19 protein-coding genes and 1 pseudogene are annotated in these 21,866 nt (G+C 72.5%); 11 read left to right on the forward strand and 9 right to left on the reverse strand.

All coding sequences use genetic code 11. The annotated features are described in order from the left end of the window. Positions 1 to 161: 161 nt before the first annotated feature. The 9 genes from ACIQKA_RS12920 (at position 162) to pssA (ending at position 11,092) form a co-directional block, all read left to right on the forward strand. Positions 162 to 1,943: a 3-hydroxyacyl-CoA dehydrogenase family protein gene (locus ACIQKA_RS12920; protein WP_383159873.1), complete on the forward strand. Its 1,782-nt coding sequence runs from the start codon at positions 162 to 164 to the stop codon at positions 1,941 to 1,943. 115 nt (positions 1,944 to 2,058) lie between these two features. Further along, on the forward strand, positions 2,059 to 2,907 hold the full coding sequence (locus ACIQKA_RS12925; RefSeq protein WP_383159876.1) for a TetR family transcriptional regulator: 849 nt from the start codon (positions 2,059 to 2,061) through the stop codon (positions 2,905 to 2,907). Between the two features lie 406 nt (positions 2,908 to 3,313). Then, entirely contained in the window at positions 3,314 to 4,675 is a 1,362-nt protein-coding gene (gene ccrA / locus ACIQKA_RS12930; RefSeq protein WP_402540898.1) for a crotonyl-CoA carboxylase/reductase, read from the forward strand. Positions 4,676 to 4,689: 14 nt separating this feature from the next. Further along, positions 4,690 to 6,702 (forward strand): protein meaA, encoded by a 2,013-nt coding sequence (locus tag ACIQKA_RS12935; protein WP_402540900.1) that lies wholly within the window; start codon positions 4,690 to 4,692, stop codon positions 6,700 to 6,702. Then, entirely contained in the window at positions 6,699 to 7,673 is a 975-nt protein-coding gene (locus ACIQKA_RS12940; protein WP_383159883.1) for an HpcH/HpaI aldolase/citrate lyase family protein, read from the forward strand. The genes ACIQKA_RS12935 and ACIQKA_RS12940 overlap by 4 nt, the downstream gene beginning before the upstream one ends. A gap of 5 nt (positions 7,674 to 7,678) precedes the next feature. Further along, a complete protein-coding gene (locus ACIQKA_RS12945) occupies positions 7,679 to 8,203 on the forward strand; it encodes a MaoC family dehydratase (RefSeq protein ID WP_351972947.1) in 525 nt (174 codons plus the stop codon). Positions 8,204 to 8,205: 2 nt separating this feature from the next. Then, positions 8,206 to 9,411, forward strand: coding sequence for an acyl-CoA dehydrogenase family protein (locus ACIQKA_RS12950; protein WP_383159886.1), 1,206 nt, complete (start codon positions 8,206 to 8,208; stop codon positions 9,409 to 9,411). Positions 9,412 to 9,579: 168 nt separating this feature from the next. Continuing rightward, on the forward strand, positions 9,580 to 10,236 hold the full coding sequence (locus tag ACIQKA_RS12955) for a phosphatidylserine decarboxylase (protein ID WP_383159887.1): 657 nt from the start codon (positions 9,580 to 9,582) through the stop codon (positions 10,234 to 10,236). Next, positions 10,229 to 11,092: a CDP-diacylglycerol--serine O-phosphatidyltransferase gene (gene pssA / locus ACIQKA_RS12960; protein WP_366374512.1), complete on the forward strand. Its 864-nt coding sequence runs from the start codon at positions 10,229 to 10,231 to the stop codon at positions 11,090 to 11,092. The genes ACIQKA_RS12955 and pssA overlap by 8 nt, the downstream gene beginning before the upstream one ends. Positions 11,093 to 11,174: 82 nt before the next feature. On the opposite strand, the gene ACIQKA_RS12965 is transcribed toward pssA, so the two are convergent. The 8 genes and pseudogenes from ACIQKA_RS12965 to ACIQKA_RS13000 form a co-directional block, all read right to left on the reverse strand. Continuing rightward, a complete protein-coding gene (locus tag ACIQKA_RS12965) occupies positions 11,175 to 11,723 on the reverse strand; it encodes a GNAT family N-acetyltransferase (RefSeq protein ID WP_391094242.1) in 549 nt (182 codons plus the stop codon). A 69-nt stretch (positions 11,724 to 11,792) separates the two neighbouring features. Then, positions 11,793 to 12,227: pseudogene (locus ACIQKA_RS12970) on the reverse strand (GNAT family N-acetyltransferase); the annotation flags it as partial. A 196-nt stretch (positions 12,228 to 12,423) separates the two neighbouring features. Next, complete coding sequence (locus tag ACIQKA_RS12975; RefSeq protein ID WP_402540902.1) at positions 12,424 to 13,689, reverse strand: ABC transporter substrate-binding protein; 1,266 nt, start codon at positions 13,687 to 13,689, stop codon at positions 12,424 to 12,426. Next, entirely contained in the window at positions 13,686 to 14,834 is a 1,149-nt protein-coding gene (locus tag ACIQKA_RS12980; RefSeq protein WP_402540904.1) for a branched-chain amino acid ABC transporter permease, read from the reverse strand. Before ACIQKA_RS12980 ends, ACIQKA_RS12975 begins: the two co-directional genes overlap by 4 nt. Then, the gene (locus tag ACIQKA_RS12985) at positions 14,827 to 14,955 is read right to left on the reverse strand and encodes a hypothetical protein (protein WP_390107894.1); all 129 of its coding nucleotides are present in this window, start codon (positions 14,953 to 14,955) and stop codon (positions 14,827 to 14,829) included. The genes ACIQKA_RS12980 and ACIQKA_RS12985 overlap by 8 nt, the downstream gene beginning before the upstream one ends. Next, positions 14,948 to 15,838, reverse strand: coding sequence for a branched-chain amino acid ABC transporter permease (locus ACIQKA_RS12990; protein WP_383151823.1), 891 nt, complete (start codon positions 15,836 to 15,838; stop codon positions 14,948 to 14,950). Before ACIQKA_RS12990 ends, ACIQKA_RS12985 begins: the two co-directional genes overlap by 8 nt. Then, positions 15,835 to 16,656, reverse strand: coding sequence for an ABC transporter ATP-binding protein (locus ACIQKA_RS12995; RefSeq protein ID WP_402540906.1), 822 nt, complete (start codon positions 16,654 to 16,656; stop codon positions 15,835 to 15,837). The genes ACIQKA_RS12990 and ACIQKA_RS12995 overlap by 4 nt, the downstream gene beginning before the upstream one ends. After that, complete coding sequence (locus ACIQKA_RS13000; protein ID WP_383151825.1) at positions 16,653 to 17,471, reverse strand: ABC transporter ATP-binding protein; 819 nt, start codon at positions 17,469 to 17,471, stop codon at positions 16,653 to 16,655. Before ACIQKA_RS13000 ends, ACIQKA_RS12995 begins: the two co-directional genes overlap by 4 nt. A gap of 198 nt (positions 17,472 to 17,669) precedes the next feature. Between ACIQKA_RS13000 and ACIQKA_RS13005 the strand changes: the two genes are divergently transcribed. Then, positions 17,670 to 18,869 (forward strand): PucR family transcriptional regulator, encoded by a 1,200-nt coding sequence (locus ACIQKA_RS13005; protein WP_383151826.1) that lies wholly within the window; start codon positions 17,670 to 17,672, stop codon positions 18,867 to 18,869. A gap of 31 nt (positions 18,870 to 18,900) precedes the next feature. On the opposite strand, the gene ACIQKA_RS13010 is transcribed toward ACIQKA_RS13005, so the two are convergent. Next, positions 18,901 to 20,049, reverse strand: coding sequence for a glycerate kinase (locus ACIQKA_RS13010; protein ID WP_383442542.1), 1,149 nt, complete (start codon positions 20,047 to 20,049; stop codon positions 18,901 to 18,903). Between the two features lie 112 nt (positions 20,050 to 20,161). On the opposite strand from ACIQKA_RS13010, the gene ACIQKA_RS13015 reads away from it, so the two are divergent. Continuing rightward, complete coding sequence (locus tag ACIQKA_RS13015) at positions 20,162 to 21,853, forward strand: BCCT family transporter (protein WP_402540908.1); 1,692 nt, start codon at positions 20,162 to 20,164, stop codon at positions 21,851 to 21,853. Positions 21,854 to 21,866: the final 13 nt, after the last annotated feature.

Raw genomic sequence — 21,866 nt, forward strand, 5'->3', positions numbered from 1 at the left:
TCCGGGACAGAGCCCGTCGCCCCCTTTCCCATCGGGCGCCGCCCTTTTCCACGGGCTCCTTCCCGTGCGTTTCCCGCGATTCTCCTCGCGCCCGCGCAATTCCGCGGCACCACCCGCACGCACTGCCCTCAGTCGTCACTCTTCCTCTCTGGAGTCCCCTGATGGACACCCCTCTCTCCACCATCGCCGTCGTCGGTCTCGGCACCATGGGCACGGGCATCGCCGACGTCCTCGCCCGGGCCGGCCGCGAGGTCATCGGCATCGACGTCAGCGACGCCGCCGCCGCCCGGGCCGTCGCCGCCCTGGAGGCCTCCACCGCCCGCGCCGTGGCCCGCGGGCGGATCACCGAGGACGAGCGGCAGGACGTCCTGGCCCGCTTCCGCACCTACTCCGACCTCCAGGCGGCGGCCGGGGCCGACCTCGTGATCGAGGTCGTGCCGGAGTCGTACGAGGCGAAGCAGGAGGTCTTCCGGGCCCTGGACGGCATCGTCCGGCCCGACGCGATCCTGGCCACCGGCACCAACGCGCTCTCCGTCACCCGGCTCGCGGCCGACTCGGCGCACCCGGAGCGGGTCCTCGGCCTGCACTTCTTCACCCCGGTCCAGGCCATGAAGCTGGTCGAGGTGGTCTCCTCGGTGCTGACCGACCCGCGGGCCGTCGACGCCGTCACCCGGCTCGCCCAGGACCTCGGCAAGGAGCCGGTGGCCGTCGGGGACCGGGCGGGCTTCATCGCGGACGGGCTGCTCTTCGGCTACCTGAACCAGGCCGCCGCCATGTACGAGGCCAAGTACGCCTCCCGCGAGGACATCGACGCGGCGATGAAGCTGGGCTGCGGCCTGCCGATGGGCCCGCTGGCGCTGCTCGACCTGATCGGCGTGGACACGGCCCGCACGGTCCTGGAGGCCATGTACGCCTCCTCGCACGACCGGCTGCACGCCCCGGCCCCGATCCTCAAGCAGCTCAGCGAGGCGGGCCTGACCGGCCGCAAGGCGGGCCGCGGCTTCTACACGTACGCGGCGCCGGGCTCCGACGAGGTGGTGCGCGACGCGCTGACCCCGCTGACCTCGGCGGAGAGCGCCGGCGGGCGCGAGGTCCGCTCGGTCGGCGTCGCCGGCTCGGGCACCATGGCCTCCGGCATCGCGGAGGTCTTCGCCAAGGCCGGGTACGAGGTCGTACTCGCCGCCCGTTCCCAGGAGAAGGCGGACACCGCCAAGGCCCGGATCGCCAAGTCCCTGGAGCGCTCGGTGTCCAGGGGCCGGACGACGGCCGAGGCCCGGGACGCCGTGCTCGCCCTGATCACCCCGGCCGGCACGCTCGACGCCTTCGCCGAGGTCGACCTGGCGGTCGAGGCGGTCGCGGAGGACCTGGAGGTCAAGCAGGACCTGTTCGCGCGGCTCGACAAGATCTGCAAGCCGGGCGCGGTGCTCGCCACCACGACCTCCTCGCTGCCGGTCGTGGCCTGCGCCCGGGCCACCTCCCGCCCGCAGGACGTCATCGGGATGCACTTCTTCAACCCGGCGCCCGCGATGAAGCTGGTGGAGATCGTCCGCACGGTCCTGACCGGCGACGACGTCCACGCCACCGTCCGCGAGGTCACCGCGAAGATCCGCAAGCACCCGGTGGACTGCGGCGACCGGGCCGGCTTCATCGTGAACGCGCTGCTCTTCCCGTACCTGAACAACGCGATCAAGATGGTCCAGGAGCACTACGCGACCCTGGACGACATCGACGCGGCCATGAAGCTGGGCGGCGGCTACCCGATGGGGCCGTTCGAGCTGCTCGACGTGGTCGGCCTGGACGTCTCGCTCGCGATCGAGCAGGTCCTGCACCGCGAGTTCCGCGACCCCGGCCTCGCCCCGGCCCCGCTCCTGGAGCACCTGGTGGCGGCCGGCTGCCTGGGCCGCAAGACGGGTCGCGGCTTCCGCGAATATGCCCGACGCTGAGCCCCGCACCCCCGGTTGGGGCGGGCTCCTGAGCCCCTCGGGCACCCCCGGTGCCCCGGCGGGCCCCCCGCCCCCACCTGGGCACACTTCCCCCCCGATGCAGTACGTTCGGACCATGCCCAAGGCCGCGAAGTCACCCCGTGCCACCTCCCCGTCCGACGCTCCGGAGAGCGCGGCGGGCACCCGTGCCGCCGCGCAGCGGCTCAAGATGCGCCGGGAGCTCGCCACCGCCGCGATGGAGCTGTTCGCGACCAAGGGGTACGAGGCCACCACGGTGGACGAGATCGCGGCCACGGCCGGGGTCGCGCGGCGGACCTTCTTCCGGCACTTCCGGTCCAAGGAGGAGGCGATCTTCCCCGACCACGACGACACCCTGGTGCGGGCGGAGGCGGTGCTGAACGCGGCGCCGCCGCACGAGCACCCGCTCGACACGGTGTGCCGGGGGATCAAGGAGGTCATGAAGATGTACGCGGGGTCCCCCGCGGTCTCCGTGGCCCGCTACCGGCTCACCCGCGAGGTGCCGACCCTGCGGGAGCGGGAGATCGCCTCGGTGGCCCGCTACGAGCGCCTCTTCACCCGCTACCTCCTCGGGCACTTCGACGAGCGCGACCACCACGACGGCAACGACGACCCGCTGCTCGCCGAGGTGGCCGCCTCGGCCGTCGTCACCGCCCACAACCACGTGCTGCGCCGCTGGCTGCGGGCGGGCGGCCAGGGCGACGTGGAGACCCAGCTCGACCACGCCTTCGCGATCGTCCGGGAGACCTTCGGATCGGGCATAGGCGCCGGCCGGCCGGCTCCGTCCGCCTCCTCCCCCGCCGCCGCCCCGGAGGCACGGGAGGAGGCCTCCGCGCCCGCCGTCCGGGCCTCCGCCACCGGTGACGTGGTGGTGGCCGTGGCGCGCACGGACGCGCCCCTCGACGAGGTCATGCGGACCATCCAGAAGGCGCTCGGCACCGTCTGAGCCCCTTCCACCGCGAGGGCCGTTCCCGAATTCCGGGAACGGCCCTCGTCGTGTTTGCCCAGCTCGGAGCCGTTTCAGGGCATGATTCGATCGATCATCGCTCATGTGTGACCACCAGATTGCATCTGAGTGAAATTGTTGGCACCCAGTGCCTTGTCAGGTGACACGGCGTGCCATACGTTGATGTTGTCCGGGCGGCCGGCGCACGGAGGTCCACCTCGTGCGCCGGCTGTCCCCACAAGCCGACGGCTCGTGCGCCCGGACGCCTGCGTCACAGGCAACCCCGCGCCCGACCGGCGCCGCGCCACCGCACGACCCAGCCGAACCGACGGCACACCTCCACAGCAGCACTCACCGCCGTAACCCTCAGGCGTCCTCCCCGGACGCTCACCGCCGGAGGCAACCCGTGAAGGAAATCCTGGACGCGATCCAGTCCCAGACTGTGACATCGAGCGGCTCCGCCGCGGTCACGTCCGCCGACTTCGCGAACATCAAGCTCCCCGAGTCGTACCGCGCCGTCACCGTCCACAAGGACGAGGCGGAGATGTTCACCGGACTCGCCAGCCGCGACAAGGACCCGCGCAAGTCGCTCCACCTGGACGACGTCCCGCTGCCCGAGCTCGGCCCGGGCGAGGCGCTCGTCGCCGTCATGGCCTCCTCGGTCAACTACAACTCGGTCTGGACCTCGATCTTCGAGCCGGTCTCGACCTTCGGCTTCCTGGAGCGCTACGGCCGCCTCTCCGAGCTGACCAGGCGCCACGACCTGCCGTACCACGTCATCGGCTCCGACCTCGCGGGCGTCGTGCTGCGCACCGGCCCCGGCGTCAACTCCTGGAAGCCCGGCGACGAGGTCGTCGCGCACTGCCTCTCGGTCGAGCTGGAGTCCTCGGACGGCCACAACGACACGATGCTCGACCCCGAGCAGCGCATCTGGGGCTTCGAGACCAACTTCGGCGGCCTGGCGGAGATCGCCCTCGTCAAGTCCAACCAGCTCATGCCCAAGCCGGGCCACCTGAGCTGGGAGGAGGCGGCGGCCCCGGGCCTCGTCAACTCCACCGCGTACCGCCAGCTCGTCTCCCGCAACGGCGCCGGCATGAAGCAGGGCGACAACGTCCTGATCTGGGGCGCCAGCGGCGGCCTCGGCTCGTACGCCACGCAGTTCGCCCTGGCCGGCGGCGCCAACCCGATCTGCGTCGTCTCCTCCCCCGAGAAGGCCGACATCTGCCGGTCCATGGGCGCCGAGGCGGTCATCGACCGCAACGCCGAGGGCTACAGGTTCTGGAAGGACGAGAACACGCAGGACCCGAAGGAGTGGAAGCGCTTCGGCAAGCGCATCCGCGAGCTGACCGGCGGCGAGGACATCGACATCGTCTTCGAGCACCCGGGCCGCGAGACCTTCGGCGCGAGCGTGTACGTCACCCGCAAGGGCGGCACCATCACCACCTGCGCCTCCACCTCCGGCTACATGCACCAGTACGACAACCGCTACCTGTGGATGTCGCTCAAGCGGATCATCGGCTCGCACTTCGCGAACTACCGCGAGGCCTGGGAGGCCAACCGCCTCATCGCCAAGGGCAAGATCCACCCGACCCTGTCGAAGGTCTACTCCCTGGAGGAGACCGGCCAGGCCGCCTACGACGTCCACCGCAACCTCCACCAGGGCAAGGTCGGCGTCCTCGCCCTCTCGCCCGAGGAGGGCCTGGGCGTGCGCGACCCGGAGCTGCGGGCCCAGCACATCGACGCCATCAACCGCTTCCGCAACATCTGAGCCCGGGACCATAGATGACTGAGCGCCAGAAGGACCGTCCGTGGCTCATGCGGACGTACGCCGGTCACTCGACCGCCGAGGCGTCCAACGAGCTGTACCGGCGCAACCTCGCCAAGGGTCAGACCGGCCTCTCGGTCGCCTTCGACCTGCCGACGCAGACCGGGTACGACCCCGACCACGTCCTCGCCCGCGGCGAGGTCGGCCGGGTCGGGGTCCCCGTCTCGCACCTCGGTGACATGCGCCGGCTGTTCCAGGACATCCCCCTGGAGCAGATGAACACCTCGATGACGATCAACGCCACGGCGATGTGGCTCCTGGCGCTCTACCAGGTGGTGGCGGAGGAGCAGGGCGCGGACGTCACCAGGCTCCAGGGCACCACCCAGAACGACATCGTGAAGGAGTACCTGTCGCGCGGGACGCACGTCTTCCCGCCCGGCCCCTCCCTCCGCCTCACGACGGACATGATCACCTACACGGTGAACAGCATCCCGAAGTGGAACCCGATCAACATCTGCAGCTACCACCTGCAGGAGGCCGGGGCCACCCCGGTCCAGGAGATCTCGTACGCGATGTCCACCGCCATCGCGGTGCTGGACGCCGTCCGGGACTCCGGCCAGGTCCCGGAGGAGCGCTTCGGCGAGGTGGTCGCCCGCATCTCGTTCTTCGTGAACGCGGGCGTCCGCTTCGTCGAGGAGATGTGCAAGATGCGCGCCTTCGGGCGCATCTGGGACAAGGTCACCCTGGAGCGGTACGGCATCGAGAACGCCAAGCAGCGCCGGTTCCGCTACGGCGTGCAGGTCAACTCGCTCGGCCTGACCGAGGCCCAGCCGGAGAACAACGTCCAGCGGATCGTCCTGGAGATGCTGGCCGTCACCCTCTCCAAGGACGCCCGCGCGCGGGCCGTCCAGCTCCCCGCCTGGAACGAGGCCCTGGGCCTGCCCCGGCCCTGGGACCAGCAGTGGTCGCTCCGCATCCAGCAGGTGCTCGCCCACGAGTCCGACCTGCTGGAGTACGAGGACATCTTCGCCGGCTCGCACGTCGTCGAGGCCAAGGTGGACGCCCTCGTCGAGGAGTGCCTGGCCGAGATCGACCGGATCCAGGCGATGGGCGGCGCGATGGCCGCCGTCGAGTCCGGCTACCTCAAGTCGCAGCTCGTCTCCTCGCACGCCGAGCGGCGCGCCCGGATCGAGGTCGGCGAGGAGAAGATCGTCGGCGTCAACATCTTCCGGTCGACCGAGGAGAACCCCCTCACCGCCGACCTGGACACCGCCATCATGACGGTGGACCCGGCGAACGAGGCGCGGGTGGTCGCCGCCCTCCACGAGTGGCGCGACAACCGCGACGAGAACCGCGCCCAGGAGTCCCTGGCGGCGCTGAAGGCGACGGCGGCCGGCGACGGCAACCTCTTCGCCGCCACCCTGGAGTGCGCCCGTGCGGGCGTCACCACCGGGGAGTGGTCCTGGGCGCTGCGGGACGTCTTCGGCGAGTTCCGCGCCCCGACGGGCGTCTCCTCCGCCCCGGTGGCGGTGACGGCCGAGGCGGGCACGCCGCTGGCCCTCGTGCGGGAGAAGGTGACGCGGACCGCCGAGGAGCTGAACACCGGGCGGCTGCGGCTGCTCGTCGGCAAGCCCGGTCTCGACGGGCACTCCAACGGCGCCGAGCAGATCGCCGTGCGCGCGCGCGACGCCGGTTTCGAGGTGGTCTACCAGGGGATCCGGCTGACCCCGGAGCAGATCGTCGACGCGGCCCTGGCCGAGGACGTGCACTGCGTGGGCCTGTCGATCCTCTCCGGCTCGCACGCCGAGCTGGTCCCGGACGTCCTCGAACGCCTCCGCGAGGCGGGCGCGGCCGACATCCCGGTCATCGTCGGCGGGATCATCCCGAACGCCGACGCCGCAGAACTGAAGCGCGCGGGTGTGGCCGCCGTCTTCACACCGAAGGACTTCGGTATCACGGAGATCATCGGCCGTATCGTCGACGAGATCCGGAAAGCGAACAAGCTCGATCCCCTGGAGGTCCCCGCATGACCAGCCCCGCGTCCCCCGTGAACCGGCTGCGCCCCCGCCGTTCCTGCCTGGCGGTCCCCGGCTCCAACCCGCGCTTCCTGGAGAAGGCCCAGGGCCTCGCCGCCGACCAGGTCTTCCTCGACCTGGAGGACGCCTGCGCCCCGCTGGCCAAGCCCGAGGCCCGTCACACCATCGTGAAGTTCCTGAACGAGGGCGACTGGACCGGCAAGACGCGCGTGGTCCGCGTCAACGACTGGACCACCCACTGGACGTACCGGGACGTCGTCACCGTCGTCGAGGGCGCCGGCCAGAACCTCGACTGCATCATGCTGCCGAAGGTCCAGGACGCGCAGCAGATCGTCGCGCTCGACCTGCTGCTCACCCAGATCGAGAAGACCATGGGCTTCGAGGTCGGCAAGATCGGCATCGAGGCGCAGATCGAGAACGCGCAGGGCCTGACCAACGTCAACGCCATCGCGCAGGCCTCCCAGCGCGTCGAGACGATCATCTTCGGCCCGGCCGACTTCATGGCCTCCATCAACATGAAGTCGCTGGTCGTGGGCGAGCAGCCGCCCGGCTACCCGGCGGACGCGTACCACCACATCCTGATGAGCATCCTGATGGCCGCCCGCGCCAACAACCTCCAGGCGATCGACGGCCCCTACCTCCAGATCCGCAACCAGGAGGGCTACAAGGCCGTCGCGCGGCGCGCCGCCGCCCTCGGCTTCGACGGCAAGTGGGTGCTGCACCCGGACCAGGTCGCCGCCGCGAACGAGATCTTCTCGCCCTCGCAGGAGGACTACGACCACGCCGAGCTCATCCTCGACGCGTACGACTACTACACGTCCGAGGCCGGCGGGAAGAAGGGCTCCGCGATGCTCGGCGACGAGATGATCGACGAGGCCTCCCGCAAGATGGCCCTGGTCGTCTCCGGCAAGGGCCGCGCCGCCGGCATGCGGCGCACCAGCAAGTTCGAGATCCCGGAGGCCTGAGTCCGATGCAGTTCGGCCGCACGTACGAGGAGTTCGAGGTCGGTGCCGTCTACAAGCACTGGCCCGGGAAGACGGTCACGGAGTACGACGACCACCTCTTCTGTCTGCTCACCATGAACCACCATCCGCTGCACATGGATGTGAACTACGCCGAGAACACGACGGACTTCGGCAAGAACGTCGTCGTCGGCAACTACATCTACTCGCTGCTGCTCGGCATGTCCGTGCCGGACGTCTCCGGCAAGGCCATCGCCAACCTGGAGATCGAGTCGCTGCGGCACGTGGCGCCGACCTTCCACGGCGACACGATCTACGGCGAGACCACGGTCCTCGACAAGACGCCGTCGAAGTCGAAGAACGACCGCGGGATCGTGTACGTGGAGACCAAGGGCTACAAGCAGGACGGCACCCTGGTGTGCGTCTTCCGCCGCAAGGTGATGGTCCCCACCGAGACGTACATCAAGGAGCGCGGCGGGGAGCAGCCCGGCCGCCCCACGCTCGTCGAGCCCTCCAAGAAGACGGAGAAGTAGTCATGGCGCGACTCGCCCAGACCCACGGTCTGACCGACGTCCAGCAGGAGATCCTCGCCACCGTCCGGGACTTCGTCGACAAGGAGATCATCCCGGTCGCGACGGACCTGGAGCACCGCGACGAGTACCCCCAGCAGATCGTGGACGGGCTCAAGGAGCTCGGCGTCTTCGGCCTGATGATCCCCGAGGAGTACGGGGGCCTGGGCGAGTCGCTGCTCACCTACGCGCTGTGCGTGGAGGAGATCGCCCGCGGCTGGATGTCGGTCTCCGGCATCATCAACACCCACTTCATCGTGGCGTACATGCTCAAGCAGCACGGCACCCAGGAGCAGAAGGAGCACTTCCTTCCCCGGATGGCGGCCGGCGAGACGCGCGGCGCGTTCTCGATGTCGGAGCCGGCCCTGGGCTCGGACGTGTCGGCCATCACGTCGAAGGCGGTGAAGGACGGCGACGAGTACGTCCTCAACGGCCAGAAGATGTGGCTGACGAACGGCGGGACGTCCTCGCTCGTGGCCGTTCTGGTCCGGAGTGACGAAGGACACCCCGAGGGCACCGCGCCCCACAAGTCGATGACGACCTTCCTCGTCGAGAAGGAGCCCGGCTTCGGAGAGGTCCGTCCGGGCCTCACCATCCCGGGGAAGATCGACAAGATGGGCTACAAGGGCGTCGACACGACCGAGCTCATCATGGACGGACTGCGCATTCCGGCCAATCGTGTACTCGGCGGGGAAACCGGTCGCGGCTTTTACCAAATGATGGACGGTGTCGAGGTCGGGCGGGTGAACGTGGCGGCCCGTGGTTGCGGCGTCGCTCAGCGTGCGTTCGAGCTGGGCGTTTCGTACGCCCAGCAGCGCCACACCTTCGGCAAGGCCATCGCCCAGCACCAGGCCATCCAGTTCAAACTGGCCGAAATGGCTACCAAGGTCGAGGCCGCCCATGCGATGATGGTCAACGCAGCACGCAAAAAGGACTCCGGGGAGCGAAACGACCTCGAAGCAGGGATGGCGAAGTACCTCGCCTCCGAGTACTGCAAGGAGGTCGTCGAGGACGCCTTCCGTATCCACGGTGGATACGGGTTCTCGAAGGAGTACGAGATCGAGCGCCTCTACCGCGAGGCACCGATGCTGCTCATCGGCGAAGGTACCGCCGAGATCCAGAAAATGATCATTGGTCGTCGGCTGCTCGAGGAGTACCGATTCCAGGGTTGATTGTCGGTTTTGAGTCGTTTCGGCCGCGAAGAAGATCACACCCTGTGTTCGTCTTCCGGCCGTCGACTCGGTTCCTGGCTTGCCCAGTTGCGCCCCGCAACCGATAGCATCGCCGGAAAGCCGCCGTCCCCGTTGCCAGCGCGGCATCATCCGCTACGAAGGTCATCCATGCCCCACAGCCAAACCTCTGCACACCGCGACAGCCTCAAGGGCGTACGCCTCGCGCGCGGAGCATCGCCGTGGCTCCTGCCGACCGTCGCCACCGCGGCGCTCAGCCTCGTGCGCGCCCGCGGCTCGCGGCGCGCCGCGGCCATCGCCGTGCCGACCACCGCTCTCGCGGCCGGCATGCTGTGGTTCTTCCGCGACCCCGAGCGAGAGATCGCTCAGGGCCGGGTCATCTCCCCCGCCGACGGCGTGGTGCAGAGCATCATGCCGTGGAAGGACGGGCGCACCCGGGTCGCCATCTTCATGAGCCCCCTGAACGTCCACGTCAACCGCGCGCCGCTGGCCGGCACGGTGACGTCCGTGGAGCACGTTCCCGGTGGGTTCGTCCCGGCGTTCAACAAGGAGAGCGAGAACAACGAGCGCGTCGTCTGGCACTTCGACACCGAGCTCGGCGACATCGAGATGGTCCAGATCGCGGGCGCCGTCGCCCGGCGCATCGTGCCGTACATCCCGCAGGGGACGAAGGTGGAGCAGGGCGACCGCATCGGCCTGATCCGCTTCGGCTCGCGCGTCGACATCTACCTCCCCGAGGGCGTCGAGGTCGCGGTCGAGGTCGGGCAGGTCACCACAGCGGGGGTGACTCGCATTGACCGTGATTGATCCCGACACACGGGCGGCCGACTGGGCCGCCGACGCCGAGACCGCGGCCGAAGAGGCCGAGGAGATGCCGCTCTCGCTGAGGCTGTCCATAGCGGACGCCCTCACGCTCGGTAACGCCACCTGCGGATTCATGGCGGTGTACTTCACCACCACCGGAATCCTCATCCCGCACCTGACGGGCAGCGCCGAGACCGGCATGGCGCGCAACAGCGCCGCCACCGCCGTGATCCTCATGCTGTGCGCGGCGATCTTCGACCTCTTCGACGGGATCGTGGCGCGCAAGCTCCGCTCGTCCCCGATGGGCGCCGAGCTCGACAACCTGTCGGACCTGATCAGCTTCGGCCTGGCCCCGGCCTACTTCGTCCTCGTGTACGGGATGGTCGCGGACGACGCGCAGCAGAAGGTCTCGGCGGTGGCCGCGATCGTGGTGCTGCTCGCGGTGGTGCTGCGGCTGGCGAGATTCTCCTGCGTGACCATGAAGGACGGCATGTTCCAGGGCATGCCGAGCCCCTTCGGCGCGCTGACGGTGGTCTCGATCGTGCTCCTGGAGCTCCCCTTCATCCCGACGCTGCTCGCGATCATCGGGGTGGCCTGGCTGATGGTGAGCCGGGTCGAGTACCCGAAGCCGCGCGGCGTGCTCGCGGTGGCGATGCTCAGCTGGATCGTCGGCGCGATGGGCATGCTGGCGGCCTGGGCGTTCGACGCCCCGGGCGGGCAGTTCCTGCTCCAGACCGGCTGCGCGCTCCAGGTCGTGATGGGCGCGGTCATCCCGCTCTTCGCGACGGCCCGCCGGGTGAACACCTTCCGCGGCAACCGGCGCGAGAGCCGGGAGGCGCGGGCGGCCCAGCTGCCGTAGGCGGCGGACGGCGTACGAGAGGGCCCCGGGAGGCGAACAGCCTCCCGGGGCCCTCTCGCGTCCCCCGAGTCCGCCCGGCGGATCAGGGTCGCGGCCCCGATCCGCCGGGCGGGCCCTGGTCGAGCCGCTTGTAGTACAGCGTGGTCGCGCGCAGGACCCCGGCCGGGTCGGCGGCGTACTCCGGGATCGTCCCGGCGGCGGTCCAGCCCGCGCCCCGGTAGAGGCGCTCGGCCGGGCTGCCGGTCCGCGTGTCCAGGACGAGCAGGGTCAGGCCGGTGGCGGCGGCGTGCGCCTCGGCCGCGGCGAGCAGCCGGCGCCCGAGGCCCCGGCCCCGGGCGGAGCGGTGGACCAGGAGCCGGGCGATCTCCCCCCGGTGCCGGCCGTTGGCGGCGCCGGGGCGGACGAGGGTGACGGCCCCCACCGGGCGCCCCGCGCCGTCCAGGGCCGCCCAGACGTCCCGGGCGCCCTCCTCGGCCTCCCCGGCGGCCCGGAGCCACCAGGAGGCCGCCTCGGCGGCCTCCAGGGGCGCGAGGAAGCCGACGGAGGCGCCGTCGTCCACGGCGTCCGCGAGGAGCGCGGCGAGGCCGTCGGGGGCGTGGGCGCGGACGGCGTCGGGGGTGAGGCGCGCGATGCGGTCGGCCGCGAGCGGCTTCTCCAGGCAGAGGAGGCCGGGGCGGGCGTCCCAGGAGGGGACGGTCGCGAAACCGAGGCTCCGGTAGAGGGCCAGCGGCTCCTGCCGCCAGTTCCAGACCGTGAGGCGCACGGCGGGCGCCCCGAGGGCGGCGGCCCGGCGCAGGGCCTCGGCCACGAGGGCCCTCGCGAGGCCCTTCCGGCGGGCCGCGGGCGCGACCCAGAGCCGCTTGACCTCGGGCGCGCGCCCGGCGCGGGGGGCCTTCAGGACGACGCAGCCGGCCGGGTGCTCCCCGCCGGGCGGGGTGGCGAGCAGGACCGTGTCGGCGGCGAACGCGGCGGCCGGGTCCTCGGTCTCCCCGCGGTATGCGGCCGGGAGCTCGGCGACCGTCGCCACGGGCGTCCCCTTCTCCGCCTGGTTGGCCAGGTGGTAGGCGCCCAGCAGGCCGGCGAGGTGCGGGTGGGAGCGGTTCTCCTCGATGAGCGGAGTGATGTACGGCTTCATGCGCCCGAGCTTCACACCGGAGTGTTTCCGGGAGGTGACAATCTCCCGGAGGCTTCCGGGACGGCGGCCGTGCGGGTCCTGGTCGCGGACGCCGTGGGCCCGGGGCGCGGTGGACGTCCGGGCCCGTGCGCTCGGCCGGCCCCGGCCCGCCCGTCCCGGCGGACGGGCTTCGCGGGCCGGGGCCGGCGCGGGCCGGCTACGGGGTGTAGCCCTTCGCCGCGTCCGAGACGAAGGGCTGCCGGACCGTGCGCATGCCGCCGGGGACGGACTTGTCCGGCTGGACGATGACGGACTCGCGGGACGACGGGGCCTTCGGGTCGCCGAGGTCGTGGGTCACGCCGAAGCCGGCGTCGTGGGCGGTCAGGGTGAGCAGCGCCTTCCCGACGCCCTCGCGGGTGAGGTCCTTGGCGGCGCAGGCCTTCTCCAGGGCCTCGCCGAAGACGCTCGCGGCGGTCCAGCCGGCGACGACGCCGTTGTCGAGGGCCTCCCCCGGGTAGGCGGCCCGGTAGTCCGCCACCAGCTTCTTCGCGACCGGGGTGTCCGCGCCGACGGGGAGGCTCGGGGAGGCGAACCAGTACATCTTCTCCAGGGCGGGTCCGGCCTGGGTGCCGAGGAGCTGCGGGGCGAAGGCCGAGTTGTTGCCGATGACCGGGACCCCGAGGCCGGTGGCGGCGGCGACGCCGACGAGGGAGGCGGCCTGGCGGGGTCCCGCGCTGACGACGACGGCCTTGACCCCGGCCTGCTTGAGCGCCGCGACCTGCGCGGACATGTCGTTGTCGGTGGGCTTGATCTTCTGCTCGACGACGGTCAGGCCGGCCTTCTCCGCCGCGTACTTCGAGCCCTTGAGGGCGTTCTCGCCGTAGTCGCCCTCGAAGTAGACGTGGCCGAGCCTGTCGCCGGCCTTGAGCCCCTTCTCGGTGAGGAGGAAGTCGACGGCGTTGATCGTCTCGACGTCGTACGTGGAGCCCAGGACGCGGATGTACGGCGAGCCGAGCAGCGAGGCCGACCAGGCCTGCGGGAGGACGAGGCCCTTGTCCTGGGCGTCGACGCGCTGCTTGACGGCGGCGACGAACGGGGAGCCGATGAACTGGACGTAGCCGACGACCTCGGGCTCCAGCTCGGTGTAGGCGGCGAGGGCCTTCTGCGGGTCGTAGCCGTGGTCGCGGACCGTGAGCTCCAGCTGCCGGCCGCAGATTCCGCCGGCGGCGTTGACCTGCTTCACGTAGAGCTGCTGGGCCTGGGTGACGCTCTTGCCGAGGGTGGCGTACACGCCGGTCATGTCGGTGAGCGCGCCGAGCGCGATCGTCCCGTCGGTGACGCCCTCGCCGGTCCTCACCCCGCCCGCGCCGGTCTGTTCGCCGTCGCCGGTCTTCGCCTTGGAGCTGCATCCGGCGGCGGTGAGGGCGACCAGGGCGGCGAGCGCGGCGGCCAGGCCCCGCACGGCCTGTCGTCTGTGGGTCATCGTGTCTCCCCTGAGGGTTCGGTGGACGTGGGGGGTGTGGGTGTGTCTGGTGTCTTTGGCGTCTCGGACGTCTCGGACCTCTCGGACCTCTCGGGCGTCCGGGCGGCGAGGCGGGCCAGGCCGCCGGGCAGGAACAGCACCACCGCGACGACGGCCGCGCCGTACAGGTAGCGGGCGGCCTCCCCCGGCGCGATCCCGCCCGTCCCCGGGGCGGAGACCAGGGGCAGGGCGTCGCTGTAGCGGGTGAGGAGCTGGGGCAGGAGGGAGACGAAGACGCCTCCGGCGACCGCTCCGGCGACCGAGCCGAGGCCGCCGATGACGATCATGGCCAGGTACTCCAGGGAGAGCGCCATCCCGAAGTACTCCGGGACGGTCCGCTGGAAGACCAGGGCCAGCAGGACGCCGGCCAGGCCCGCGTACATCGAGGACAGGACGAAGACGGCGGCGCGGTGGCGGGCCACCGGGATGCCCATGACGCCGGCGGCGATCCGGTGGTCCCGGATGGCGTTCATGGCGCGCCCGGGGCGGCCCCGGAGGACTCCCCGGGCGAAGAGGACCCCGCCGAGGAGCAGGACGAGGCCGAGGTACCAGAGCTTCTCGACGGCGCCGAAGGGGACTTGGGCGACGAGCAGTTCGGTGTCGTCGAAGGCGAGGCCGAAGAGGGAGAGCGGCGGGACGGCGCGGCCGTTGTAGCCGCCGGTGAGGTCGTGGGCGTTGAAGAGGACGTGCTGGCCGATGAAGATCAGCGCGAGGGTGGCGATGCCGAGGTACGCGCCGTGCAGCCGTCCCGCGATGGGGCTGAAGACCCCGCCGGCCAGGCCCGCGAGGGCGACCGCGAGGACGGCGGCGAGCCAGCCGGGCAGGCCGAGTCCGGCGAGGCCGTCGGCACCGTCCCCGGCGAAGGCGCAGTAGCCGTAGGCGCCGACGGCGAGGAAGAAGGCGTGCCCCATCGAGAGCTGGCCGGTGGCGCCGGTCAGCAGGTTGATCCCGATGGCGCCGAGGGCGGCGGCCATGGCGAACAGGCCGGCCTGGAGCCAGAAGCGGTCCAGGTAGAAGGGCAGGGCCAGCAGGACGAGCCCGGCGGCGGCCCCTCCGTACGCGGCGGGCCGGACCCGGGGGCCGGGGCGGGCGAGGGTCTCAGACACGGGCGGGCTCCTTCGTGCCGCCGGGGCGGGCGGGGGCCGTGGACGCGGACCGGACGCCTCGGGCCGCCGGACGGGCGGCGACGTGCGGCGGGGCCGCCGGGCGGGCAGAGGCCTCAGACACGGGCGGGCTCCTTCGTGCCGAAGAGGCCGGCCGGGCGGATCAGGAGCACCACGACCATGACGAGGTACGGGGCGAGGTCGCCGATCCCCCGGCCGAGGAAGGCCAGGTCGCCCTGGTAGCCGGTGGCGAGGGACTCGGTGACGCCGACGAGGAGGCCGCCGACGAGGGCGCCCGTGGTGGAGTCGAGGCCGCCGAGGATCGCGGCCGGGAAGGCCTTGAGGGCGGCGAGCGAGGTGGCCCGTTCCAGGCCGGGGGTGGGGAAGACGGTGAGGAAGAGCGCGGCGACGGCGGCGAGGCCGCCGGCGACCGCCCAGGCGCCCAGCGAGACCCGGCCGAGCCGGATGCCCATGAGGGCGGCGGTCTCCTGGTTCTCGGCGGCGGCCCGCATGGCGACGCCCCAGGAGGTGTGCCGGAAGGCGAGCAGGAAGGCGGTGATGAGGAGGGCCGCCGCGAGGAGGGCGGCGATCCGGGTCTGGGCGATCGTGACCGGTCCGACGGTGACGACGGCGTCGCCCCAGGGGTCGCCGAGGGCGAGGATGTCGGTGCCGATCCGGCGGGTCAGCTCGGTGGCGAGCAGGATGTCGACGCCGATGGTGACGATGGCGAGGACGCTGTGGTCGGCGCCCCGGTGGCGGCGCATGACGAGGAACTCGACGGCCGCGCCGACCACCGCCGCGCCCGCGACGCCGGCGAGCAGCGCGGGCCAGAAGCCGATCTCGTCGTGGAGGACCGCGGTGACGTAGCCGCCGGCCAGGAGGAGGGAGGCGTGGGCGAAGTTGACGACCTCCGTGGCGCGGAAGATGACGACGAAGCCGAGGGCGATGAGGGCGTAGACCGAGCCCAGGGAGACGCCGTTGATCAGGAACTCGGCGAAGGTGCTCACGCGGCGGACTCCTCTCCGAGGTAGGCGCGGACGACCGCCGGGTCGTTCTGCACGTCGGCGGGTGCCCCGTCGGCGATCCGGCGGCCGAAGTCGAGGACGGTGACGGAGTCGGCGAGCCGCATCACCAGGCCCATGTCGTGTTCGACGAGGAGGACCGAGATGCCGAGGCCGTCGCGGACCCCGGCGATGACGGAAGCGGTGCGGCGGCGCTCGTCGACGGTCATCCCGGCGACGGGCTCGTCCAGGAGCAGGAGCCGGGGTTCCGTGCAGAGGGCGCGGGCGAGTTCGGCGAGCTTCTGCTGTCCGTACGGGAGGGAGCCCGCGGGCCTGGCGAGCTGCCGTTCCAGGCCGACGAAGGCGGCGATCTCCCGGACCCTGGCCCGGTGCCGGGCCTCCTCGCGGGCGGCGGAGGGCAGTCGGAGGCCGGCGGCCAGGAAGCCGGTGCGGGTGAGCCGGTGGCGGCCGAGCATCAGGCTGTCCTCGACGGTGGCGCGGGGCGGCAGGGCCAGGTTCTGGAAGATCCGGCCGACGCCGAGTTCCGCGATCCGGTGCGGGGGCAGGCCGGTCAGCTCGTGCTCCCCGAGGCGCACGGAGCCGGAGGTGGCGCGGTAGACGCCGGAGAGGACGTTGAAGCAGGTGGACTTGCCGGCGCCGTTGGGGCCGATGAGGGCGTGGACGGTGCCGGGCCGGACGGTGAAGCCGACGGAGTCGAGGGCGGTGAGCCCGGCGAACCGGACGGTCAGGTCGCGGACGTGGAGGGCGGGGACTCCGGGGTCGGGGGCGTGCGCGGATTCCGCCGGCGGGGGCTGCGGTCTCATCGGTGCTCCTCCCAGCGGGTCAGGACCGGGTGCGCGGCGGCGGCGCGGGCCGCGTCGGCGGCGGCGTCCTCGTCGACCACGCCCAGGTAGCGGCGGCGCACCTCGTCGGAGGCGGCGAGTTCGGCGGCGGGCCCGGAGAGGGTGACCTCGCCGACCTCCAGGACGTACGCGCGGGAGGCGAGCCGCAGCGCGAGCGCCGCGTTCTGCTCGACGAGGAGCACCGCCGTGCCCTGGGCGTTGATCTCGCGGACGGCGTCCGCGATCCGGGCCGCCATCAGCGGGGCGAGGCCGAGGGAGGGCTCGTCCAGGAGGAGCAGGCCCGGCGCGGCCATCAGGGCGCGGCCGACGGCGAGCATCTGCTGTTCGCCGCCGGAGAGCAGCCCGGCCGGCTGGCGGGCGCGCTCGGCGAGGACCGGGAAGAGCTCGTGGACCCGGCGCAGGGCGGCGGCCCTCGAGGCCCGGCCGCCGCGCCGGCCGAGCGCGCCGGCCCGCAGGTTGTCCTCGACCGTCATCCGGGCGAAGACCTGGCGGCCCTCGGGCACCTGGGAGGCGCCGGCGGCGACGACCCGGTCGGGCGGCAGCCCGTCGAGCGGGCGGCCGTCGCGGCTCACCGTGCCGGAGACCACGGCGCCGCCGTGGAACCGCAGGGTGCGCGAGACGGCCCGCAGCAGGGTGGACTTGCCGGCTCCGTTGGCGCCGAGGACGGTGACGACGGCGCCGGCGGGCACGGTCAGCGACACCCGCCGCAGCGCGCGCACCGGTCCGTATCCCGCCGTCAGGTCCGTGACCTCCAGGGCGGGTGCGGTACCTCCCATGGTTCCCCTTTCCCGGGCCGCCCACGTCGGCCCGGCCGTTCGGTGGCGCTCACCCCAGCACCGCACCGGACCGCGCGTCCACGCCCGGCGGCCGAAACGCTGCCGGTGACCAGCGGGTGCGGCGGGGGGCTGTGCACGCGCACAACGGTGCGCGTCAGGGGGTGTGCGAAGGGGGGCGGGAGGGGGGATCCTCCCGGCATGGGACGGCGCAGACGGCGGACCGGTGACGACTGGAAGGTGCTCGCCCGGGCGTGCACGGAACTTCTGGAGCGGGTGCCGGAGCTGGTGGACGAGCATCTGAGGGAACTCCACGCGTACGAGCCCGCCTACGGGCGGATCCTGGCGTACGACCAGCACTGGCAGGAGGCCCACGAGGCGATGCGGATCGGGATCGAGATGATCTCGGCGCCCCGGAACTCGCCCCGGCGGGACCTGGAGCACGCCGACGGGATGGGCCGGCGGCGGGCCGCGCAGGGCATGCCGCTCGAACTGGTCGTGCACGCCTACCGGCACGCCGGGCACCTGGTGTGGGACGCGCTGATCGAGGGCGCGGGGTCGGACGCGGCGCGGCTCGCGGCCCTGATGCAGTCGGCGACGACGGTGTGGTCGGCGGTGGACGCGCAGGCGGACACGGCGTCGGAGGCGTACCGGGAGACGGAGCTGGAGCTGCGCAGCCGTACGGACGAGCAGTTGCAGGCGCTCCTGGACGCGCTGCTCCAGGGGCAGCGCTCGCCCGAGCTGGTGGCGCGGGCGGCGGCGGGCCTGGACCTGCCGGAGCAGGGGCGGTACGCGGTGGTGGTGCTGCGCTACGACCGGCGGGAGGAGCGGGAGCCGTTCCACCGGCAGGTGCAGGGCGAGGGGGTGCGGTTCCTGTGGCGGATGGGCGCGGACGGCGAGCTGGGGGTGGTGGCGCTCGCCGGTGACACGGGTCTGGACGCGCTGTCGGAGCTGCTGGACGGGCGGTGTCCGGGGCCGGGCGGGATCAGTCCGGTGGTGGTGGGCCTGACCGAGCTGGGCCGGGCGCGCCGCCTCGCGGAGCTGGCGCTGCGCACGTGTCCGCCGGGCAGCCGGCGGATCGTGCGCCTGGACCGGCGGATGACGGGGGCGCTGGTGGTGGGCCAGCCGGAGATGGCGAGCCTGCTGGTCTCGGACGTCCTGGGCGGTCTCCTGGAGCTGGACCCGGCGGACCGGGCGGTGCTCCTGGAGACGCTGGACGCGTGGCTGGAGTGCGAGGGGTCGGCGGGGCGGGCGGCCGGACGGCTGTACTGCCACCGCAACACGGTCTTCAACCGGCTGCGGCGGCTCGAACAGCTGACGTCGCGGTCGCTCTCCCGGCCGCGGGACCTCACGGAGATGACGCTGGCGCTCGACGCGTTCCGGCTGACGGGGCCGGGGTGACCGGGCCCCGTCCCCGCAGGCCCCGGGGCGGCTACTTCAGGAAGTCCCGGGCGATGTTCGCGGCGGCCTCCTCCAGGAGGGGGCCCGCGTTCGCCATGGACCTGGCGGGGTCCGGCTCCAGGTCGGCGAGGGGGTAGGCGCGGCGGATGCCGGCCCTGCCGAGCGCCTCGGCGGGGAGGGCGAGGCGGCCGCAGACCGCGACGACCTCCTTGCCGGCCGCGCGGGCCGCGGCGGCGACGCCCGCCGGAGCCTTGCCGTGGAGGGTCTGCTCGTCGAGGGAGCCCTCGCCGGTGACGACGAGGGTGGCGCGCTCCAGGGCGGGGGCGAAGCCGAGGACCTCCAGCATCAGCTCGATGCCGGGGCGGAAGCTCGCGCCGAGGACGAGGGCGCCGTAGCCGATGCCTCCGGCGCCGCCCGCGCCGGGCGCGAGCGCGGCCTCGGCCGCCTTGGGGCCGATCGCCTTCTCCAGGACGGTGGCGAAGTGGGCGAGGGCCGCGTCGAGGGTCCGGACGTCGTCCGGGGTCGCGCCCTTCTGCGGTCCGTAGACGGCGGGGGCGCCCTTGGGGCCGGTGAGCGGGTTGTCGACGTCGCTCGCGAGGATCAGGTCGACCGAGGCGAAGCGGGGGTCGAGGCCGGTGAGGTCGGCCGTGGCCAGGTCGGCGAGGGCCGCTCCGCCGGGGCCGACGGGCTCGCCGTCCGCGTCGAGGAGGCGGGCGCCGAGCGCGGCGAGCATGCCGGCGCCGCCGTCGGTGGTGGCGCTGCCGCCGACGCCGAAGACGACGGTGGTCGCACCGGCGTCCAGGGCCGCGCGGAGCAGTTCCCCGGAGCCGTACGTGGTCGCGGTGAGCGGGGCGAACACGCCGTCCGGGAGGAGCTGGAGGCCGGAGGCCTCCGCCATCTCGACGACCGCGGTGGTGCCGCGCAGCGCGAACGCGGCGGTGACCGGTTCGCCGACCGGCCCCGTCACCGCCACCTCGTGGCGCTCGAATCCGGCCGCGACGGCCGCCGCGACGGTGCCGTCGCCGCCGTCCGCGACCGGCAGCGTCTCCACCTCCAGGTCCGGGACGACCCGTCGCAGGCCTGCCGCGACCCGCTCGGCGACCTCCACGGCCGTGAGCGAACCCTTGAACTTGTCGGCCGCCACGAGCACGCGAGCGACCGTTGCTGCTCCGTCCGTCACCTTGCATCCCTTGCTTTCGAACGTGCAGTCGCGCCGCCGCCGACCCTATCCGGAGCCCCGGACGGCGTGCCACCCCCTGATGTGCGGATATTCGGCACCATAGTGGGGTCGCATGAGCACGGAACCGAGCGAGCGCGCCCCGGCGGTCCCGGACGAACGGCACGCGCCCGACGGCAAGGTCATCGGGATCGGGGTCGCGGCCGTCGTCGCGGCCGTGGCCTGGGCGGCCCTGGGCGAGGACTCCTTCGACAGCGCCTCGTCCACGGCCCTGGACTGGGTCCTCTCCAACTTCGCCTGGCTGTTCGTGGTGGCGGCGGACGTCTTCCTGGTGCTGTGCGTGGTCCTCGCGCTGAGCCGGTTCGGCCGGATCAGGCTGGGCCGGGACGACGACGAGCCCGAGTTCACGAATCTGGCCTGGATCGCGATGATGTTCAGCGCCGGCATGGGCATCGGTCTGATGTTCTACGGGGTCGGGGAGCCGCTCCAGCACTTCCTCGACCCGCCGCCGGCGAGCGGCGCCCCGGCGGGGACGGGCGCGGCGGCCCTCAACGCCATGGAGTACTCGTTCTTCCACTGGACGCTGACCCCGTGGGCGATCTACGGCATCACGGGGCTCGCCCTGGCGTACGCGGGCTTCCGCAAGGGCCGGGGGAACCGGCTGAGCTCCGCCTTCGTGCCGCTGATGGGGGCGCGGCGGGCGGACTCCTGGCCGGGCAAGGCGATCGACCTGCTCGCGGTGTTCGCGACCGTGTTCGGCACGGCGACGAGCCTGGGGCTCGGTGCGCTCCAGGTCGCCGAGGGGCTGAACCTGACGGCGGGCGTGGAGAACACGACGGGCGTCCAGCTGGTCATCATCGTGTCGCTGTCGGGGGCCTTCGTCCTGTCGGCCTTCTCCGGCCTCCACAAGGGCGTGAAGTGGCTCTCCACGCTGAACATCGTCCTCGCGGCCTGTCTGATGCTCTTCGTCTTCCTGCTCGGGCCGACCGTCTACGTCCTGGACACGATCCCCGCCTCCGTCGGCGGCTACCTGCACGAGCTGCTGCCGATGGCGAGCCGGACCGGGGCGTTCACCGATCCCGACTGGCTGGGGACGTGGACGATCTTCTACTGGGCGTGGTGGCTGTCCTGGGCGCCGTTCGTCGGCACGTTCATCGCCCGGATCTCGCGGGGCCGGACGGTCCGGGAGTTCCTGGTGGGCGTGCTGCTCGTGCCGTCGGGGGCGACGGTGGTGTGGTTCTGCGTGATGGGCGGCACGGCGATCCGGCTGGAGTCGACGGGCGCCGCGGACCTGGCGGCGACCGTGGAGGACGGGGCCGAGGCCTCGCTGTTCGGGATGCTGGAGGCGCTGCCGCTGGGCACGCTCACCTCGGTCGTCGCGATGGTCCTGGTGATGACGTACTTCGTCACCAGCGCCGACTCGGCCTCGCTCGTGATGGGTTCGCTGACCAGCCGAGGCTCGCTCCATCCGCCGACCTGGCTGGTGGTGACCTGGGGCGTCCTGATGGCCGCCGTGGCGGCGGCGCTGCTCGTGGTGGGCGGCCTGGACTCGCTCCAGACGGCGACGATCCTGGTGGCGCTGCCGTTCGTGGTGGTGATGCTGGTGCTCTGCTGGGCGCTCGTGAAGGAGCTGCGGGAGGATCCGGGAGCGGGTCCGGCCCGGCACCACGCCCTGCACGGATTGCGGGACGCGGTGCGGTCCATGGTCGGCGAGGCGATGACCGAGCAGGGCGGCGACCGCCACCCCCGGCTGCGGCGCGCGGCGCGGGCCCGCAGCGACGCGGAGCCCCCGGACCGGGAGGGCTGAGGTTCCTCTCCGG

This window comes from Streptomyces sp. NPDC092045, assembly GCF_044756005.1.
In the GTDB taxonomy this organism is placed as follows: Bacteria; Actinomycetota; Actinomycetes; order Streptomycetales; family Streptomycetaceae; genus Streptomyces.